The sequence below is a fragment of the Streptomyces sp. NPDC002602 genome (assembly GCF_042889445.1).
Taxonomy (GTDB): domain Bacteria; phylum Actinomycetota; class Actinomycetes; order Streptomycetales; family Streptomycetaceae; genus Streptomyces.
In genome coordinates, this window is record NZ_JBIAQX010000014.1 from 1 (window position 1) to 18,743 (window position 18,743).

Consider the following 18,743-nt stretch of genomic DNA (forward strand, 5'->3'; position numbering starts at 1 on the left):
GACCCTGTGGGAGAGTAGGACGCCGCCGAACAATCATTGTGGGAAAGCCCCGCACCCTCTGGGTGCGGGGCTTTTCTGCGTTCCAGACCCTTTTCGGTTCCCGTGGGCCGGGCCGGCGGCCGCAGTCGACACCCGGATGCCCGGCATGGGCTGGGAAGAGAACCGTGCCTGCGGCTCGTAGTGTGAACGTATGGGCTATGACCTCGTGATCTTCGACAACGACGGCGTGCTGGTGGACAGTGAGCCGATCTCCAACCGCATCCTCGCCGGGTACCTGACGGAACTGGGGCACCCCACCACCTATGACGAGTCGCTGCGCGACTACATGGGGGCCGCGGTGCACCGGGTGCACGATCTCGTGCAGGAGCGGACCGGGCAGCCGCTGCCCGCGGACTTCGACGACACGCTCCACGCGCGGACCGCCGCCGCGTTCGAACGCGAGCTGCGCCCCGTCGAGGGAATCGAGGACGTGCTCGGCGCGCTGACCGCGCAAGGAGTCGCGTACTGCCTGGCCTCCTCCGGGAGTCACGAGAAGATCCGGGCCGGCCACCAGGCGGCCGGGATCGACGGATGGTTCGAGGAAGAGTGGCTCTTCAGCTCGCAGGACGTGGGCCGGGGAAAGCCCGACCCCGATCTCTTCCTGCACGCGGCCGACCGGATGGGCTTCGCACCCGCGCGGTGCGTGGTCGTCGAGGACAGTCCGCTCGGGGTGCGGGCCGCGGTGGCCGCAGGCATGGACGTGTTCGCATTCACCGGGATGATGCCGGCCGACCGGCTCACCGGTGCCACCAGCTGCTTCGGTGACATGAAGGAGCTGACCCGGCTCCTCGGACTGGACGCCTACTGATCGTCCGGGCGGTGGAGCGACCCGCCGGCTCCTCGTTCGATCACTGTTCCGAATCGGTACGTGATCTCTCTACCCACGGGTAGTCCGCGCCCCTACGCTGTGCCGCCATGACAGAAGACGTGCGGCTGCGCCGTGGGCGCGGGTCCCTGGGGTTCAGCTTCTTCGTGCAGGGCGTGACCTTCGCCCTCCTCGTGACGCGCATCCCCGCGATCCAGGACCAGTACGGCATATCCGACGGGCTGTTGCCCGCGTTCCTCGCCGCCGTGCCGATCCTCGCGGGGGTCGCCAGCGTCGCCACCGAGCACCTCGTGAAGCGCGTCGCGCCGAGCGTGGTGCTGCGATGGGCCCAGCCACTGGTGCTGTTGGCGCTGCTCGGCGTCGGGGCCGGCGACCAGATGTGGCACGTGGCCGTGGCCCTGGGGGCGTTCGGGTTCTCCGTCGGGGCGCTCGACGCCTCCATGAACATGCTCGGAGTCAGCCTGCAGCGGGCGTACGGGCGCAGCATCATGTTGGGCTTCCACGCCTCGTACAGCCTCGGCGGGATCGTGGGCGCCTCGGCCGCCTGGGCGGGGGCGCACTGGCACCTGGGGCTGTTCAGCAGCTACCTGCCGGCCGTGGTGGTGCTGTTGCCGCTCGCGGTGCTCGGGAGCCGGTACTACGTGGACCGGCCGGAGACCGCCGGAACCCAGACGGGGGCGGAGAAGGGGCTGGGCGTCGGCGGGTTCAGACTGCTGCTGCCGCTGTGCCTGGTGATGGCGTGCGCCTACATCGGGGACTCGACGGTGTCGAACTGGAGCGCCAAGTACCTCCAGGACGTGCTGGGCAGCTCGGAGCAGCTCGCCACCGTCCCCTACAACGTGTACATGGTGACCACCCTGATCGGTCGGTCCGTCGGTGACCTGGGCGTACGACGCTTCGGGGCCGTGGCCGTCGTCCGGGGCGGGACGCTGGTCGCCGCGCTCGGGTTCGGGGTGGTGGCGGTCGCGCCGGGGGCGTGGACGGGGATGCTCGGGTTCACGCTGTTGGGCATCGGGCTGTGCGTGATCGTCCCGCAGACCTTCGCGGCGGCGGGCCGACTGTTCCCCGGGGCGTCGGCGGACACGGCCATCGCACGGCTGAACATCTTCAACTACGTGGGGTTCCTCGTCGGGGCGCCGCTCGTGGGCGGCCTCGGGGACGCCTGGAGCTATCGGGGCGCGATGCTGGTGCCGATGGTGTTGGTGTTGGTGACGTTGTTCCATGCCCGCTCGTTCGGCTCGGACGGTGCCCGATACGGTGTCGGGCATGAGCGGCCGCGGGTTGTTGATGTGGGACGAGGCGGTAACGAGGTATGACTTCGGACCGAGCCATCCGATGGACCCGGTGCGTCTGGCGCTGACCATGGGTCTGGTGCGAGCTTTCGGGCTGGACCGGGAGGTGGAGGTACGGGCGGCGCGCGCGGCCGGTGACTCGACGTTGAGGCTCGTGCACCGCGAGGACTACGTCGCGGCGGTGCGCGAGGTGTCGGCGGACCCGGGGGTGGCCGACGGCTCGTACGGGCTCGGGACCGTCGACGACCCGGCGTTCCACGGGATGCACGAGGCGTCCGCGTTGATCGCCGGGCAGTCGGTGGCGGCGGCGGAGGCGATCTGGCGCGGCGAGGTCGGGCACGCGGTGAACTTCGCGGGCGGGCTGCACCACGCCATGCCCGGCGGGGCGGCCGGTTTCTGCGTGTACAACGACGCGGCGCTCGCGGTCGCGCGGTTGTTGGAGCTCGGGGCCGAGCGGGTCGCGTACGTGGATGTGGACGTGCACCACGGTGACGGGGTGCAGACGGCGTTCTGGGACGACCCGCGCGTGTTGACGATCTCGCTCCATGAGCATCCGCGGACCCTGTTCCCCCAGACCGGATGGCCGGAGGAGACGGGTGGGCCGGACGCCGAGGGGTCGGCGGTCAACGTGGCGCTGCCGGCCGGGACCGGGGACGAGGGCTGGTTGCGGGCCTTCCACGCGAGCGTGCCGGAGCTGCTGGCGGACTTCCGGCCGCAGGTGCTGGTGAGCCAGCACGGGGCGGACACGCACTTCGAGGACCCGTTGGCCCACCTCGCGGTGTCGTTGGACGCGCAGCGCGCGGTTCAGGAGGCCTGCCACGCGTTGGCGCACGAGCACGCGGACGGCCGGTGGCTGGCGTTGGGCGGCGGCGGGTACGCGGTGGTGGACGTCGTGCCGAGGTCCTGGACGCACCTGGTGGGGATCGCGGCCCACCGGCCGGTGGATCCCTCGGCGGCGGTTCCGGACGCGTGGCGCGACGAGGTGTACGCGCGGACCCGGCAGCCCGCGCCGCGTCGGATGACGGACGGGCGGACGGTCTCCTGGCGCGACTGGGAAGAGGGCTACGATCCGGCCGACCGGATCGATCAGGCCGTGCTGGCGATGCGCAAGGCGGTCTTCCCGCTGCGCGGGATGCTGACGTAGCGGGGCAGGCGAGCGGGACACGAGATGCATCGTTACGCCAACTGTGGGGCTGTTCGCAGGAATTGGGTCTTCGCCCGGTTCGGTGCGGCAGCATCGGCAGGGTGTTGAGCACCGGAGCGTTGCGCGCGCATCTGCTGGCCGCCCGGTTGGCCGGGCCCGTCGCCACGTCGCGGGAGGAAAGCCTGCGCAGTTACCGGCTGTTCGCGGCGAGGGATCCGCGGCTGCTGCTGGGGCTGGACCCGGAACGGGGTTGGGGCGAGAGTGATCTGCTGAGGCTGATGGCGGACAAGTGCGGCGTCTCGGGGGATCCCGCGCACGTCAGCGGACCGGACGTGATCGACCCGGAGCGGACGGTGGCCGCGCTGGAGGCCTTCGCGGGGAGGCTGGGCGAGGCGGCCGGGGCGCGGTCGCCCGTGCTGTTCGCGACCGGGCACCCCCACCGTCTCCTGGGGTTCTACGCCAGTTTGGCCGAGGCCCTGTCGGCGGTGGGATGTGTTGTCCTCACTCCGGCGCGGGGGGTGCGCATCGACATGGCGACCCGGTTCGGCGTACGCCCGCACAGCATCGATTACGTACGGGGAGTCGCATTGGTGCGGGACCCCGGCGCGCGGCCGGCGGGGAGTGCGACCGGCGCGCACACCCATTCTCCGCTGCCGGTTCGGGTCGCGTTGGGGGCGCTCGCGGAGGCCGGCGAGCCACTGCCGGAGTTGGTGGTCGGGGACCATGGCTGGGTCTGCGGTGCAGGTCAGCTCGGTGTGGACGCGATCGGGCTGGCCGATACTGATGATCCCGCGCTGTTCGTCGGCGAGGCCGAGGGGCGGGTCTCGGTGGCCGTTCCACTTGATGACGGCGTGCGCTCGGACTACTACCGACCGCTCACGCGCTACGTGCTCGGGCGCGCGGGGCTGCCTATGCGCCAGGAGTGGCCGTAGCTCCTCTTCCCCACTCGTATCACACGCCCCTACTCTGGGGAGTGAGCGTGCGACGACGGGGCGTAACCGGAGGGGAAGCCGGTGCCCGTCATGCGCGGAAGGTCAAGGTGTGTCATGGCTGCTGGCGAGAGGCCTCTCAGTGAGGTTCAGTTCCTGACCGTGGCGGAGGTCGCCTCGGTGATGCGAGTGTCGAAGATGACCGTGTACCGCCTGGTGCACAACGGTCATCTGCCCGCTATCCGGGTGGGCCGGTCCTTCCGGGTCCCCGAGAACGCGGTTCACGAGTACCTCCGAGAGTCCTATGTGGGGGTGGAGTCGGCCTGAGAATGACCGGCGATCGCCCTCGGATTACAAGCTCAGAGTTTAGGCGGGTAGGCTAGGCCGACGTAGGTCGTGTGGGCCCAGACGCCCCGCACCGTTCTCCGTCAACGCGGGGATGTTCCGAGAAGTGAGCGAGGGTAGTCGTGGGCTCTGTTATCAAGAAGCGGCGCAAGCGGATGGCTAAGAAGAAGCACCGCAAGCTGCTCAAGCGCACCCGCGTCCAGCGCCGTAACAAGAAGTAAACGGCAGCTGTACGTGTTCTCCGCAGCCCCTCCACCATTCTGGTGGAGGGGCTGCGGTGCAGCCGGGGTACTTCTTCGAGGGAGGCGCTGAGCTCGTGGGGAAGGTCGTGCTCGTCACCGGGGCTGCCCGGCAGCTGGGAGGCCGCTTCGTGCGGCGCGTCCAGCACGAACCGGACGTCGAGCGGGTGATCGCGGTGGATGCCGTGAGCCCGCCGCACCGGCTCGGTTCGGCCGAGTTCGTGCGGATGGACATCAGACAGTCCGCCATCGTCCGGGTGCTCGCGGAGCATTCCGTCGACACGGTGGTCCACCTGGCCGTCACCGGGGGCGGTGCGGGATCGGGCGGTGCGCGCAGCGCCGTGAAGGAAACGAACGTCATCGGCACGATGCAGCTCCTCGGGGCCTGCCAGAAGTCGCCGACGGTCCGGCGGGTCGTGGTGAAGTCCAGTACCAGCGTGTACGGGGGCACCTCGCGGGATCCGGCGGTCTTCACCGAGACCACGCAGCCGAAGTCGCTGCCTGCGGCCGGCTTCGCGAAGGACGCCGCCGAGGTCGAGGGGTACGTGCGGGGCTTCGCGCGAAGGCGACCGGACGTGGCCGTGTGCGTGCTGCGGTTCGCGAACATCCTGGGTCCGTACGCGGATTCCGCGCTCGCCGAGTACTTCTCGATCCCGGTGATGCCGACCGTGTTGGGTTACGACCCGAGGTTGCAGTTCGTCCACGAGGACGACGTGGTGGACGTGTTGCGGTTGGCGGCCGGGGAGCCCCGGCGCGGGACGCTCAACAGCGGGACCTTCAACATCGCGGGCGACGGGGTGTTGCTGCTGTCGCAGTGCGCGCGCCGGCTGGGGCGCCCGACGGTGCCGTTGTTGCTGCCCGCGGTGACGTGGGTGGGGTCGGCGCTGCGGGCGGTCGGGGTGACGGACTTCTCGCCCGAACAGATAAGGCTGCTGACGCACGGGCGGGTCGTGGAGACCACTCAGATGCGGGACACCCTCGGGTTCGCGCCCCTGTACACGACGGCGGAGACGTTCGCGGACTTCGCCCGGAGCCGGGGGAGCGGGCTGCTGCCGCCGGAGCGGGTCGCTCGCACGGTCGACCGGGTGGCGGGCATGCTGAAGGCGGACCTGTCGAGTGTGGAGCCGGTGGCCGAGGGAGCGAAGAAATAGTGGCGGACGCGAAAGTCATCCCGTTCGACGAGGACCGGCCGCGTCGGCGGCCGCCGCGGCGGGTGCGGGTCGCGCCACCGGTCGAGCCCGATCCCGTGGTGGAGCCGGTCCCGGCCGAGCCCGCGACGGGCGGGGCGGGGTGGGACCGGAGGATCGCCGGCGGGCTGGCGTTCCTGCGGCGGCGGATCACCGGGGAGTACGAGGTCGACGACCTCGGCTACGACAAGGAGCTGACGGACCAGGTCCTGATGTCCTTGATGCGGCCGCTCTTCGACAAGTACTTCAGGGTCGAGGTCAAGGGCGTCGAGAACATCCCGAAGGAGGGTGGTGCGCTGATCGTCGCGAACCACTCCGGGACGTTGCCGCTGGACGGTCTGATGCTCCAGGTCGCGGTGCACGACCATCACCCGGCGGAGCGGCACCTGCGCCTGCTGGCGGCGGATCTGGTGTTCATGCTGCCGGTGGTGAACGAGCTGGCCCGGAAGGCCGGTCACACGCTGGCCTGCGCGGAGGACGCGCAACGGCTTTTGGAGGCCGGGGAGCTGGTCGGGGTGATGCCGGAGGGCTTCAAGGGGCTGGGCAAGCCCTTCGGGGACCGGTACAAGCTCCAGCGGTTCGGTCGGGGCGGGTTCGTGTCGACGGCGCTGCGCGCGGGAACGCCGATCGTGCCCTGCTCGATCGTGGGGGCGGAGGAGATCTATCCGATGGTCGGCAACGCGAAGACGTTGGCGCGGCTGTTGGGGGTCCCCTACTTCCCGATCACGCCGACGTTCCCGTTGCTGGGGCCGCTCGGCGCGGTGCCGTTGCCGACGAAGTGGACGATCCAGTTCGGGGAGCCGATTCAGACGGACGGGTACTCGGCGGAGGCCGCCGAGGATCCCATGTTGATGTTCAACCTCACGGACCAGGTGCGGGAGCAGATCCAGCACACGCTGTACCGGCTGCTGGTGCAGCGGAGGTCGGTGTTCTTCTGAGCCGCTTCTTCCGAGTGGGTCCGGGTGAGAGCCGGAGGGGACTGCCGAGCAGTCCCCTCCGGCTTTTCACTCGGTGTCCTCCGCCTGGATGCCCAGCCCCGGCAGCAGGCCGGGGAGGAGCGGCGGGAGGGTGATGTCCGGTTGCGGGAGCTCCGGAGTGGTGGACGGGGGCGGGGTGGACTGGTCCTGCGACGGCGGGTGGAGCAGGTCGCCCGTACCGCCGAGGAGTCCGCCGCCGGGGGACGGGGGCTTGCTCGTACCCGGTGCCGGCGTGCTCGGGGGAGACGCCGCCGGGGCACCCGACGGGGGTGCGGACTTCTGTTTGCCCGCGGGCGTGCTCGGCTTGGCCGAGGTGCCCGGGGTGGAGCCGCGGGTCTGCGCCGGTGGCTTCGGCAGCAGTCCCTGGAGCGGCGCCACGTCCTCGTCTATGGCCTGGAAGACCGACTCCACTTCTCCGCCCACGTCGGTGAGCTGCGCCGGGAGTTTCTCCCGGAGCCGGCCCCACGCGTCGCGGTGGGAGCGGGAGAACGACGAGAGCGTCTGGATCGGTCCGAGGGAACCGTCCCGTTCGTACGCCGCCTGGAGGAGCCGGTGGCCCTCCGCCGCATCGTGTTTCATTCCCGCCAGCGCTCGGCGGATCTCGCCCAGGGACTCGTGGTCCAGTACGCCCGTCCGGCCCCGCTCCATCAGCCTGCGGGCCTCCGACAGCCGGTTCGAGGCCTGGTCCAGGTACAGCTCGCCCCGGTCCGAATCCTCGTCGGCCATCCCCAGCTTCAGATCCTCCATGCCCCGTTTGACGGGGTAGAGGGAGTCACCCGGTAGGGCGTCCGTGCTGGCAGCGGCCACGCCGCTGAAGGCCCCTGCGGCCACACCCACGGTGAGGCCACCTGCTGCGATGCCCTTGGACCAGCGGGAGCGGGGCCGCAATTTCCGGAGCGAGGTCGCCCGGTGGGCGCCGCGGCCGGTCCGCTGTTCGGGCACCAGAGGGTCGGCGGCGGCGCCTCCGGCCCTCTCCTCCATCACCATGGCCTCCATGGCTGCGACGAGCTGGGCTCGTTGCACCACTTTGACCTCGGGGTCCAGCGCTGGGCGCGGCATTTCGCCGAGCACGCTCGCCAGGGCCAACAACCGGTCGTGGTCGGCAGGTTCGGCAGGTGCCTCGGACTGCTCGGCCGCCGGGTCCGGTTCCGAAAGGTCGGATGGGGTCCGATCCTCCAGGGCCTGGGCGAAGGCGTTCGCCCGCCGGTGCGGAGTCACGTTCGCGATCACTGGCGGCACCTCCTCTCGTCATGACGATCGACTCCCCAAGGTGTCCGGAAGGTTGCCTTCCTTGAGCACATCCACACTTTCGAGTGAGCGGCTTCGGGCAGGGCGTGTCCACAGGGAGCCTGCATTCCGCACAACGAGCGGCGCGGCACTTGGGTTACGGACGAAGGATGATCGGACCACAGCGTCATCAGAGTCATCGGCAGGGGTTACAGGGTGTGAGTAGGGCCGCGGTCAGCGGGCGTCGTCCGGGAGCAGGCGGGCCAGCGTGCGGACCGCCCGGTACTGGAGCGTCTTGATGGCGCCCTCGTTCTTCCCCATGACTCTGGCCGTCTCGGCGACGGACAGGCCTTGAAGGAAGCGCAGGGTCACGCATTCCTGCTGCTGCGGGTTGAGTTTCCGTACGGCCTCCAGGAGGGCCGCGTTGGAGAGGGATTCGAGGACGGAGTCCTCGGGGCTGCGTTCCACCTCGTTGGCGTCGAGCATCTCGCCGGTGGTGACCTCCAGCCGGAAGCGGCTGGACTTGAAGTGGTCGGCCACCAGGTTGCGCGCGATCGTCACGAGCCAGGCCCCGAAGTCGCGGCCCTGCCAGGTGAAGGTGGAGATGCGGCGCAGCGCGCGCAGGAAGGTCTCGCTGGTGAGATCCTCCGCGGTCGCCTTGCCGCCGACGCGGTAGTAGATGTAGCGGTACACCGTGTCGCTGTACTGGTCGTAGAGCCGACCGAAGGCCTCGGCCTCGCCGGCCTGGGCGCGTTCGACCAGGTCCATCATGCGGGCCTGGTCGCTGTCCGCCGTGGGGCGGCGGGCGGCGGGCGCGCCGGCGGCGGTGCCGCCGGCGCTTCCGCCGGAACGGCCGCGTCTGCCCACCGTCGCTCCGCCGTCGGTCAGGGCATAGCAGGGACCGGCCGGGCCGAGGCCGGCAGGGATGGCGGCGAAGGCGGGGACGGCGTACGCGGTGGGGACGAAGCCACGCAGGTGGTCGAGGACCGTTGCGCGCAGCGTAGCCAGGCCCGAGGCGTCAACCCCGACAGGTGGGTACACGGGACTCCCAGAGGCAGAGCTTCCATCACGTGCAGTGCGGGACCGTTCACCCGTCGTGGCGACAGATGGGCGGTGGCATGCGTTTGAGGAGAATAACGCTTCGTACAGGCAGCGCTACACCCAGTTGCTCAAATCACCGGTTACGACACTTCTGTTGCGTGTCGAGGGCATATTCGGTCGCGGATGGTGATCGATTCTTGATCGGTTGGGTGCACGGAATGGAAGCTTCCATAGTGGCTCGCGACCGAGTCGGGCCTGCGGGAGTGCCTCGCCGGGTGCGGGGGTAAGGCTGGGGGAATGACCGCCGGGCGGTTCGCCCGGGGGTCGCGAGAAGCCGCCGGGCGCGGGCCGGGCGGCTTTTCGCAGGCGGGATGAGGGAGCCGGGTCGGAGCGGCTACCTGCGGCGGCGGTGCAGGGCGATGGCGGCGGCGGTGCCGCCCGCGATCGCGCCGACGCCGGCGGCCGCCGGGACGCCGACCTTCACGGCCTTGCGGCCGGTCCGATAGTCGCGCAGTCGCCAGTCGTGGGCGCGGGCATGCTTGCGCAGTTTTGTGTCGGGATTGATCGCGTACGGATGTCCGACGAGTGACAGCATCGGGATGTCGTTGTGCGAATCGCTGTACGCGGCGCAGCGGTCGAGGTCCAGGCCCTCGGCGCCGGCCAGGGCGCGTACGGCCTCGGCCTTGGCGGGGCCGTGCAGCGGTTCGCCGACCAGTCGGCCGGTGTAGACGCCGTCCACGGACTCGGCGACGGTGCCCAGGGCTCCGGTCAGGCCGAGGCGGCGGGCGATGATCGTGGCGGTCTCGACGGGGGCGGCGGTGACGAGCCAGACCTTCTGTCCGGCGTCGAGGTGGGCCTGGGCCAGGGCGCGGGTGCCCGGCCAGATCCGCTCGGCCATGTACTCGTCGTAGATCTCCTCGCCGATGGACATCAGCTCGGAGACCCGGTGGCCCTTGACGATGGACAGGGCGCTGTCGCGGGCGTCCTGCATGTGCTCGGGGTCCTCGACGCCCGCGAGCCGGAACCAGGCCTGCTGCCAGGCGAAGCGGGCGAGTTCGCGGCGCTGGAAGAACTCGCGCTTGTAGAGGCCGCGGCCGAAGTGGAAGATCGCGGCGCCCTGCATGACGGTGTTGTCGAGGTCGAAGAAGGCGGCGGCGAGGTCGTCGCCGGGGACCGGGAACTCGGGCTCGGCGGGTGCCCGCGGTGCTTCGGCGGCTTCCGCTTCCGCGATCGAGACGGCGGCGTGCGGCCCGTCCGGCATCGGATCCGGAGTCTCGTCGAAAGGTGGCGCCTCGGCCTGAGCGGTCTTGCGCGCTGCCTCGGCAGAGGCCTCGCCTGCCAGCACGCTCCGCGCGGTTGCGGAGCGCCTACGGGGGGTGAGCCATCCCAGAGCGGCCATGACGCGAGCATAGCCATTGTGTTCGGGAGTTCCCGAACCGATGGGAAACGGAGGCGTGAACTCTGTGAGGCGCGCGGTCCGCTCGCGGGGGCGGCGGGCGGCTCGGGTCGTTCCGTACCGGCTGCCGGCAGGGCGCTGCCGAGGGGTCCCGGGGGGTGTGGGGGCGCGGGAGAATGAGGACATGAGTCCTCTGCTGCGTCGTAAGGAAAAGAAGCGTCCCGAGGAGCGACTGGTCACGCTCGTCGGGAAGCCGGGGTGTCATCTGTGCGACGACGCCCAGTCGGTGATCGAGGAGGTCTGCGCGCAGACGGGGGCGCGGTGGGAGAAGAAGGACATCTCGCAGGACGAGGAGCTCTACCGCCGTCATTGGGAGCAGATTCCGGTGGTGCTGGTGGATGGTGAACAGCACACCTTCTGGAGGGTGAACCCCGAGCGGCTCCGCCGGGCATTGGAGGGCTGACCGTCCGGGCGGTTACCATCATGGGCGATTTGTGGGGACTCGGGGGCGTATCGATGAGGAGTGTGTACCGTTTTGCCCCCCTCGGGATTTGAACGGGTTCGGCCCGTTCCGGGTTCCCGTGCCGCAGGGTCGACCCGCGTGACCCCGGTCACTTTGCTCGGACAAACCGGACACAATCTTTGTGCACGCGTTCACAAAGGCATAGCCTGCACTCGACGGGGCGGTCCTGGGACAAGTGGCCGCCTGCAGCCCCGCTCATCCCGCAGGAGCATCGTGGCAACTGGCCGAACTCACCGACCGGCGACCCGCAGCCGAGGTATTCCCGAGGCCACTGTCGCCCGGCTTCCGCTGTACCTGCGCGCACTCACCGCGCTCTCCGAGCGATCGGTGCCCACGGTGTCCTCCGAGGAGCTCGCGGCCGCCGCCGGAGTCAACTCCGCGAAGCTGCGCAAGGACTTCTCCTACCTCGGCTCGTACGGCACCCGCGGTGTCGGGTACGACGTCGAGTACCTCGTCTACCAGATCTCCCGCGAGCTCGGTCTGACGCAGGACTGGCCGGTCGTCATCGTCGGCATCGGCAACCTGGGCGCCGCCCTCGCCAACTACGGCGGATTCTCCGCGCGCGGGTTCCGCGTCGCGGCCCTCATCGACGCCGATCCGGCCATGGCCGGCAAGCCGGTCGCCGGCATGGCCGTGCAGCACACCGACGAGCTGGAGAAGATCATCGAGGACAACGGCGTCTCGATCGGGGTCATCGCGACCCCGGCCGGCGCCGCGCAGCAGGTGAGCGAGCGGCTCATCGCCGCCGGGGTCACCTCCATCCTGAACTTCGCGCCGACCGTGCTGTCGGTGCCCGAGGGCGTGGACGTGCGCAAGGTCGACCTGTCGATCGAGCTGCAGATCCTCGCCTTCCACGAGCAGCGCAAGGCCGGCGAGGGGGCCGCGGCCGCCGCTGCCGCCGGCTCCCTGGCGGACGACGAGGACACCGGTACGGGAGCCGCTCCGGCGGCCGCCGTGGTCCCGCCCGCGGGACGCGCCGCCGCCACCTCGCGCAAGGGCAACCCCGAGGGTGACGTGCCGGCGGTGATGCCGGCATGAGTCTGCTCGTCGTAGGGCTGAGCCACCGCAGCGCGCCGGTCAGCGTGCTGGAGCGGGCCTCCCTGTCCGCCGATGCCAAGGTGAAGCTGCTGCACGACACCCTCGCCGCCGAACCGGCGACCGAGGCGACCGTGCTGGCCACCTGCAACCGGATCGAGTTGTACGCGGACGTGGACAAGTTCCACGCCGGTGTCGCCGAGCTGTCGACGCTGCTCGCGCAGCACAGCGGGGTGGCCCTGGAAGAGCTCACCCCCTATCTCTACGTGCACTACGAGGACCGGGCGGTGCACCACCTGTTCTCGGTGGCGTGCGGCCTGGACTCGATGGTCGTCGGCGAGGGGCAGATCCTCGGCCAGATCAAGGACGCGCTGGCGCTGGGGCAGGAGCTCCACACCGCCGGGCGGCTGATCAACGACCTGTTCCAGCAGGCGCTGCGGGTCGGCAAGCGGGCGCACTCGGAGACCGGCATCGACCGGGCCGGGCAGTCGCTGGTGACCTTCGGACTGGAGCAGTTGGCCGTCCACGAGCCGGTGGACCGTTGGGCCGCGGGCAAGCGGGCGCTGGTGATCGGCGCCGGCTCGATGTCCTCGTTGGCCGCCGCGACGCTGGCACGGGTCGGGATCGCCGAGATCATGGTGGCGAACCGGACCATCGAGCGTGCCGAGCGTTTGGCCGAGATTCTGGTTGCCTCGGGCACCGGGGTGGCGGCCCGGGCGGTGCCGATGACGCGTGTGGCGGATGAGCTGACACGTGTTGACGTGGTCGTGTCCTGCACCGGGGCCACCGGACTCGTACTGACCGGCGACGACGTCGCGGACGCGCTGTCCAAGGGCTCCGCCCCGATCCCCGCGCCGCAGGCGCCGGCGGACCCGGGTGGCTCCCCGGCGGGGCCCGATGGGCGGGGTTCCGCACCGGCGCCGGTCTCCGCTCCCCCTGTGGGGACGCGTTCGGGCGGTATTCCGGTTCCCGCGCGGGACGGGTTCGCCCATGCCGAGGTCCTGGCGCGGCTGGTGGCCGCCGCCGAGGGCGGGCGGCGGCTGGCGGACGCCGGGGCCGCGCGGACCCTGACGGCGGTCGCCGAGCGCGACGACTGCCCGCTGGGCCTGGACGCGCCGACGTCCGACGGGCGTTCCGCGCTCACCGGGGTCGACGCCAATGCCCTCGAACTGCACGGCACCTGGGCCGACCAGGGCGAGGCGGCCGCCCAGCGGCAGCCCCGCCGGAGCCGGCCTGCCGTCGTGAACGGCGCGACCGTACGGCTCGCGCTCCTCGACCTGGCCATGCCGCGCGACATCGACGCCGCCGTCCACCGTGTCCCCGGGGTGCGCCTCGTGGACATCGAATCGCTCGCCGAGGCCTCCGCCGACGCGCCGATGGCCGCCGACGTGGACGCCGTACGCGCCATCGTCGCGGAAGAGGTGGCCGCGTTCGGGGCCGCCCAACGGGCCGCGCACATCACGCCCACCGTCGTCGCGCTGCGCGCCATGGCCGCCGAGGTGGTGGCGATGGAAGTGGCCCGGCTCGACGGCCGGGTCCCCGACCTCGACGAACGGCAGCGGGCCGAGGTCACCCAGACCGTGCGCCGCGTCGTCGACAAGCTCCTCCACGCGCCGACCGTGCGCGTCAAGCAGCTCGCCAGTGAGCCCGGCGGCGCCGGGTACGCCGAGGCGCTGCGCGAACTCTTCGACCTCGACCCTCAGACGGTGGCCTCCGTCAGCCGGGCGGACGCGGCCGATCCGAAGAACGACGACCCAGGACGGGCATCATGAACACACGTCCCGACCAGCCCCTCCGGCTTGGCACGCGACGCAGCAAGTTGGCCATGTCCCAGTCCGGGCACGTCGCCGAGGCGGTGCGGGCGGTCACCGGCCGTCCCGTCGAGCTCGTGGAGATCACGACCTACGGTGACGTGTCCCGCGAGCACCTCGCGCAGATCGGCGGCACCGGCGTGTTCGTCACGGCGCTGCGCGACGCCCTCGTACGGGGCGAGGTCGACTTCGCGGTGCACTCGCTGAAGGACCTGCCGACCGCGCAGCCCGACGAGCTGGTCATCGCGGCGATGCCGCGACGGGAGGACGTGCGCGACGCGCTCGTCGCCCGTGACGGCCTGACCTTCGAGCGACTGCCCGACGGCGCGCGGATCGGTACCGGTTCGCCGCGGCGCACGGCCCTGCTCAACGCGTACGCCAGGAGCCTGGGCAAGGTCATCGAGACGGTCCCGATCCGCGGGAACGTCGACACCCGGATCGGCTTCGTGCGCGACGGGGAACTGGACGCCGTCGTCCTCGCCGCCGCCGGGCTGAACCGGATCGGCCGCGCCGACGAGGCGACCGACCTGCTGTCCGTGGACAACGTGCTGCCCGCACCCGGCCAGGGAGCCCTGGCCGTGGAGTGCCTCGCGTCCGCCACGGACCTCATCGCCGCCCTCGGTGAACTCGACGACTCGTACACCCGGGCCGCCGTGACCGCCGAAAGGTCTCTGCTCGCCGCCCTGGAGGCCGGCTGCAGCGCGCCCGTGGGCGCGCTCGCCGACCTGTTGGCCGACGGGCAGGTTGTCAATGAAATGCGCCTGCGCGGTGTCGTCGGAACGCTCGACGGCTCGACGCTCGTGCAGTTGTCCACCACCGGTCCCGTGCCCCAGTCTCACGACGAGGCCATGGCGCTCGGACGCGAACTCGCGGACGAGATGCTGGCCAAGGGCGCGGCCGGTCTGATGGGGGAGCGATCCCTTTGAACCCCTCAATCCCCACCCACTCCGCTCTTCCGGCGGTCGCCGCCCACGGGCGCGTCACCTTCCTCGGTGCCGGCCCCGGCGACCCGGGCCTGCTGACACTGCGCGCCGTCGAGGCGCTCGGCGCCGCGGACGTGCTGATCGCGGAGCCCGAGGTGCTCGAAGTCGTACGCACCCATGCTCGCGCGGGCGTCGACACGCCGCAGCTGACGGTGGCTGACGAAATGTCAGCAGCCGCCGGTGTCCCGGTGATCCGAGATGCCGCCAATCTTGTCATGGAGGCCGCGCGGTCCGGCAGGCGGGTGGTCCGTGCCGTCACGGGCGACCCCGGGCTCGACGGCAACGCCGCCGAGGAGATGCTGGCCTGCGCGACCGAGGGCATCCCCTTCGAGGTGGTGCCCGGTGTCGCGACCGCCGTGGGCGTGCCCGCGTACGCGGGTGTGCCGCTGAGCGGCGGCCGGGACGCCAAGGGCACGGACGTGCGCTTCGTCGACGCCCGCAACGCCTCGGCGCGCTGCTGGAGCGAGGTCGGCGCGAGCGACGGGATCCTCGTGGTCTCGGCGACCCTGGAGACCGTGTCCGCGGCCGCCGCCGAGCTGGTGTCGGCCGGGCGCAAGCCCGACACCCCGCTCACCGTGACGGTGGCGGGCACCACGACGCGGCAGCGGACCTGGAACGCCACCCTGGGGACCATCGCCCAGGTGTTCAAGCAGGGGAAGGTGCTGCCCTCGCCCGAGGGAGCGCGCCCCGTCATAGCCGTGGTCGGTGAGCACGGCGCGGCCGCGCGTCACGAGGACCTGGCCTGGTTCGAGTCGAAGCCGCTGTTCGGTTGGCGGGTGCTCGTGCCGCGCACCAAGGAGCAGGCCGTCTCGCTCTCCGACCAACTGCGTTCCTACGGCGCGGTGCCGCACGAGGTGCCGACCATCGCCGTGGAGCCGCCGCGCACCCCCCAGCAGATGGAGCGGGCGGTCAAGGGCCTGGTCACGGGCCGCTACGAGTGGATCGCCTTCACCTCGGTGAACGCCGTGAAGGCGGTGCGCGAGAAGTTCGAGGAGTACGGGCTGGACGCGCGGGCCTTCGCGGGCATCAAGGTCGCCGCGGTGGGCGAGCAGACCGCGGCCGCGCTGGTGGAGTTCGGCGTGAAGCCGGACCTGGTGCCGAGCGGCGAGCAGTCGGCCGCCGGGCTGCTGGAGGACTGGCCGCCCTACGACCCGGTCTTCGACCCGATCGACCGGGTCTTCCTGCCGCGGGCCGACATCGCGACGGAGACGCTGGTCGCGGGCCTGATAGAGCTGGGCTGGGAGGTCGACGACGTGACGGCCTACCGGACCGTGCGCGCGTCGCCGCCGCCGGCGGACACGCGCGAGGCGATCAAGGGCGGCGGTTTCGACGCCGTGATGTTCACGTCGTCGAGCACCGTCCGCAACCTGGTCGGGATCGCGGGCAAGCCGCACAACGTGACCGTCATCGCGTGTATCGGGCCGGCGACGGCCAAGACCGCGGAGGAGCACGGGCTGCGCGTGGACGTCCTGTCGCCGGAGCCGTCGGTGTCGAAGCTGGCGGAGGCGCTGGCCGAGTACGGCGCGGCGCGCCGCGACGCGGCCAAGGAGGCCGGCGAGTCGGTGGCGCGGCCGAGCGAGCGACGGCCGGGAGCACGGCGCCGACGCACGACGTGAGTCGGTGAGGCCGGCCCGCCGACCGGGCGGGGCGAGGAGTGACGGGCGCGGCCCGGGTGCGTGTGCGCCCGGGCCGCGTTCGTTTGCGGCGGTCGAGCGCAGAGCCGGGCCGCGCACCGTTCCTGCGGCGTGCGGCCCTAGGGTCTGTCGTCACAGTGGCGGCGTGCCGGGCGGAAGCCCGCGTACTGGACGTACTGGGGCTTTCGCCCGGTGCGGCGAGAGTGCGTGCCAGGCGTCGCGAGGCAGACGGCACTGTGACGACAGGCCCTAGGCTGGGGGCGACTGCTGTCGAAGTTCGAAGAGGCGACTGAAGATGAGCGCGTACGGATCCTTCCCCGGTTCGCGGCCCCGCCGGCTGCGCACGACTCCGGCGATGCGGCGGATGGTCGCGGAGACGCGGCTGCACCCCTCGGACCTGATCCTCCCGGCGTTCGTGCGCGAGGGCATCAGCGAGCCGGTCGCCATCGCGGCGATGCCGGGCGTCGTCCAGCACACCCGGGACACGCTGCGGAAGGCGGCCGTCGAGGCGGTCTCGGCGGGGGTCGCGGGGATCATGCTCTTCGGGGTGCCGGCGGACGAGAACAAGGACGCGCGGGGCACGGCGGGCACCGAGCCGGACGGGATCCTCCAGCTCGCGATCCGCGACGTGAAGGCCGAGGTCGGCGACGACCTGGTGATCATGTCGGATCTGTGTCTGGACGAGTACACCGACCACGGGCACTGCGGTGTCCTGGACGAGCACGGGCGCGTGGACAACGACGCGACGCTGGAGCGGTACGCGGAGATGGCGCAGGTCCAGGCGGACGCGGGCGTCCACGTGGTGGGGCCCAGCGGGATGATGGACGGTCAGGTCGGTGTGATCCGTGACGCGCTGGACGAGACGGGCCACGAGGACGTCTCGATCCTGGCGTACACGGCGAAGTACTCGTCGGCGTTCTACGGTCCCTTCCGGGAGGCCGTCGGGTCCTCGCTCCAGGGCGACCGCAAGACCTACCAGCAGGATCCGGCGAACGCCCGCGAGTCGCTGCGGGAGCTGGCGCTGGACCTGGAGGAGGGCGCCGACATGGTCATGGTCAAGCCGGCGGGCCCCTACCTGGACATCCTGTACCGGGTCGCTCAGGCCGTGGACGTCCCGGTCGCCGCGTACCAGATCAGCGGCGAGTACGCGATGATCGAGGCCGCCGCGGAGAAGGGCTGGATCGAGCGCGACCGGGCGATCCTGGAGGCGCTGCTCGGCATCAGGCGGGCGGGCGCGGACATGATCCTGACCTACTGGGCGACCGAGGTCGCGGGGTGGCTGCGCGAGGCGCGTTGAGCCGGCGCGCGGTGACCGGGGGCCGGGCGCCGGCCGAGAGCCCGCGGGGCCCGGTGGGGTGAGCGGCCCGGCGGGCTGAGCGGCTCGGCGTCAGCCCTTGCAGGCCTGGCGGTAGGCGGCGCCGACTCCCTGGCCCCAGCCCTTCCAGTACGAGTCGCTGTGCTGCTGGGACTTGTTCGCCTGCGGACGGCTGTCGCAGCTCTTGGCGGCTGCCGTCTTGCCGACGCCGAAGCCTTCCTTGAAGCCCTGCCGGAAGTCCGCCTGGGCGTTCTGCTGCGGGGGCTTGTTCGGCTTGGACGTGGGCGAGTCGGGGCTGGGCTTCGCGAGGACCTTGCAGTTGACGAAGATGAAGTTCTGGTCCTCGTTGACCGCGAGGACCGTGTAGTTGACGTTCTTCTGGAAGCGGGTCTCCCGGAAGTTGCCGCTCGCGTCGACGTTCAGCGGCTGCGTGCTCTCGCCGTCGTTGAGCTTGCGGGGGGCCGTGAAGCCCTCGCCGGTGATGACGACGGAACCGGTCGGCCCGGGCGTCACGGTGCAGCTCGCGGCGGGGACCGCCGCGCCGGCGGCGGGCGCGAGGAACGCGGCGCCGCCGAGGGCGAACGAGGACGCGACGAGCGATGTGACGGCGACGCGTCGGACGCGTCGAGTGGTGCGTGACATGAGCTGCTCCTGTCGAGGAGAGTCGAGGAGATCGGGTGGGGGAGTGGCGGGGGGGGGGGGGGGGCCCCCCCCCCCCGCCCCCCCCCCCCCCCCGCCGCCCCCCCCCCCCGCCCCCGGCCCCCCGCCGGCGGGGGCCCCCCCCCGGCGGGCGCCCCCCC

General features: G+C 71.4%; 18 protein-coding genes. 14 read left to right on the forward strand and 4 right to left on the reverse strand.

From position 1 onward, the window contains the following. Positions 1 to 190: 190 nt before the first annotated feature. The 8 genes from ACFYW3_RS28795 to ACFYW3_RS28830 all read left to right on the forward strand — a co-directional run bounded on the left by ACFYW3_RS28795 (position 191) and on the right by ACFYW3_RS28830 (position 6,939). On the forward strand, positions 191 to 847 hold the full coding sequence (locus ACFYW3_RS28795; protein ID WP_389387813.1) for an HAD family hydrolase: 657 nt from the start codon (positions 191 to 193) through the stop codon (positions 845 to 847). A gap of 107 nt (positions 848 to 954) precedes the next feature. Beyond that, positions 955 to 2,181: an MFS transporter gene (locus ACFYW3_RS28800; protein ID WP_351763508.1), complete on the forward strand. Its 1,227-nt coding sequence runs from the start codon at positions 955 to 957 to the stop codon at positions 2,179 to 2,181. Then, positions 2,132 to 3,301: an acetoin utilization protein AcuC gene (locus ACFYW3_RS28805; protein ID WP_389387814.1), complete on the forward strand. Its 1,170-nt coding sequence runs from the start codon at positions 2,132 to 2,134 to the stop codon at positions 3,299 to 3,301. Before ACFYW3_RS28800 ends, ACFYW3_RS28805 begins: the two co-directional genes overlap by 50 nt. Positions 3,302 to 3,402: 101 nt before the next feature. Further along, positions 3,403 to 4,233 (forward strand): phosphatase, encoded by an 831-nt coding sequence (locus ACFYW3_RS28810; protein WP_389387815.1) that lies wholly within the window; start codon positions 3,403 to 3,405, stop codon positions 4,231 to 4,233. 114 nt (positions 4,234 to 4,347) lie between these two features. Next, on the forward strand, positions 4,348 to 4,557 hold the full coding sequence (locus ACFYW3_RS28815) for a helix-turn-helix domain-containing protein (RefSeq protein ID WP_008738568.1): 210 nt from the start codon (positions 4,348 to 4,350) through the stop codon (positions 4,555 to 4,557). A 140-nt stretch (positions 4,558 to 4,697) separates the two neighbouring features. Further along, complete coding sequence (locus ACFYW3_RS28820; protein ID WP_003948845.1) at positions 4,698 to 4,796, forward strand: 30S ribosomal protein bS22; 99 nt, start codon at positions 4,698 to 4,700, stop codon at positions 4,794 to 4,796. A 95-nt stretch (positions 4,797 to 4,891) separates the two neighbouring features. Next, positions 4,892 to 5,965: an NAD-dependent epimerase/dehydratase family protein gene (locus ACFYW3_RS28825; protein WP_351763502.1), complete on the forward strand. Its 1,074-nt coding sequence runs from the start codon at positions 4,892 to 4,894 to the stop codon at positions 5,963 to 5,965. Further along, a complete protein-coding gene (locus tag ACFYW3_RS28830; RefSeq protein ID WP_351763500.1) occupies positions 5,965 to 6,939 on the forward strand; it encodes a lysophospholipid acyltransferase family protein in 975 nt (324 codons plus the stop codon). Before ACFYW3_RS28825 ends, ACFYW3_RS28830 begins: the two co-directional genes overlap by 1 nt. 66 nt (positions 6,940 to 7,005) lie before the next feature. Here the strand turns inward: ACFYW3_RS28830 and ACFYW3_RS28835 are convergent, their stop codons facing one another. The 3 genes from ACFYW3_RS28835 to ACFYW3_RS28845 all read right to left on the reverse strand — a co-directional run bounded on the left by ACFYW3_RS28835 (position 7,006) and on the right by ACFYW3_RS28845 (position 10,645). Further along, positions 7,006 to 8,208: a DUF5667 domain-containing protein gene (locus ACFYW3_RS28835; protein ID WP_389387816.1), complete on the reverse strand. Its 1,203-nt coding sequence runs from the start codon at positions 8,206 to 8,208 to the stop codon at positions 7,006 to 7,008. Positions 8,209 to 8,439: 231 nt separating this feature from the next. Then, positions 8,440 to 9,246 (reverse strand): ECF subfamily RNA polymerase sigma factor, BldN family, encoded by an 807-nt coding sequence (locus tag ACFYW3_RS28840; protein ID WP_389387817.1) that lies wholly within the window; start codon positions 9,244 to 9,246, stop codon positions 8,440 to 8,442. 394 nt (positions 9,247 to 9,640) lie between these two features. Beyond that, a complete protein-coding gene (locus tag ACFYW3_RS28845; protein ID WP_389387818.1) occupies positions 9,641 to 10,645 on the reverse strand; it encodes an HAD family hydrolase in 1,005 nt (334 codons plus the stop codon). A 181-nt stretch (positions 10,646 to 10,826) separates the two neighbouring features. Here ACFYW3_RS28845 and ACFYW3_RS28850 point away from each other — a divergent pair, with 181 nt between their 5' ends. The 6 genes from ACFYW3_RS28850 (at position 10,827) to hemB (ending at position 17,925) form a co-directional block, all read left to right on the forward strand. After that, complete coding sequence (locus tag ACFYW3_RS28850; RefSeq protein ID WP_351750059.1) at positions 10,827 to 11,105, forward strand: glutaredoxin family protein; 279 nt, start codon at positions 10,827 to 10,829, stop codon at positions 11,103 to 11,105. A 273-nt stretch (positions 11,106 to 11,378) separates the two neighbouring features. After that, entirely contained in the window at positions 11,379 to 12,203 is an 825-nt protein-coding gene (locus ACFYW3_RS28855) for a redox-sensing transcriptional repressor Rex (RefSeq protein ID WP_351377094.1), read from the forward strand. Then, a complete protein-coding gene (locus ACFYW3_RS28860; protein ID WP_389387819.1) occupies positions 12,200 to 13,972 on the forward strand; it encodes a glutamyl-tRNA reductase in 1,773 nt (590 codons plus the stop codon). The genes ACFYW3_RS28855 and ACFYW3_RS28860 overlap by 4 nt, the downstream gene beginning before the upstream one ends. Continuing rightward, positions 13,969 to 14,937 (forward strand): hydroxymethylbilane synthase, encoded by a 969-nt coding sequence (gene hemC, locus ACFYW3_RS28865; protein WP_389387820.1) that lies wholly within the window; start codon positions 13,969 to 13,971, stop codon positions 14,935 to 14,937. The genes ACFYW3_RS28860 and hemC overlap by 4 nt, the downstream gene beginning before the upstream one ends. Next, entirely contained in the window at positions 14,934 to 16,610 is a 1,677-nt protein-coding gene (locus tag ACFYW3_RS28870; protein ID WP_351750056.1) for a bifunctional uroporphyrinogen-III C-methyltransferase/uroporphyrinogen-III synthase, read from the forward strand. Before hemC ends, ACFYW3_RS28870 begins: the two co-directional genes overlap by 4 nt. Positions 16,611 to 16,923: 313 nt before the next feature. Beyond that, complete coding sequence (gene hemB / locus ACFYW3_RS28875) at positions 16,924 to 17,925, forward strand: porphobilinogen synthase (protein ID WP_389387821.1); 1,002 nt, start codon at positions 16,924 to 16,926, stop codon at positions 17,923 to 17,925. A gap of 90 nt (positions 17,926 to 18,015) precedes the next feature. Here hemB and ACFYW3_RS28880 read toward each other — a convergent pair whose 3' ends face one another. Next, on the reverse strand, positions 18,016 to 18,585 hold the full coding sequence (locus tag ACFYW3_RS28880; protein WP_351750054.1) for a hypothetical protein: 570 nt from the start codon (positions 18,583 to 18,585) through the stop codon (positions 18,016 to 18,018). Between the last annotated feature and the right edge of the window lie 158 nt (positions 18,586 to 18,743).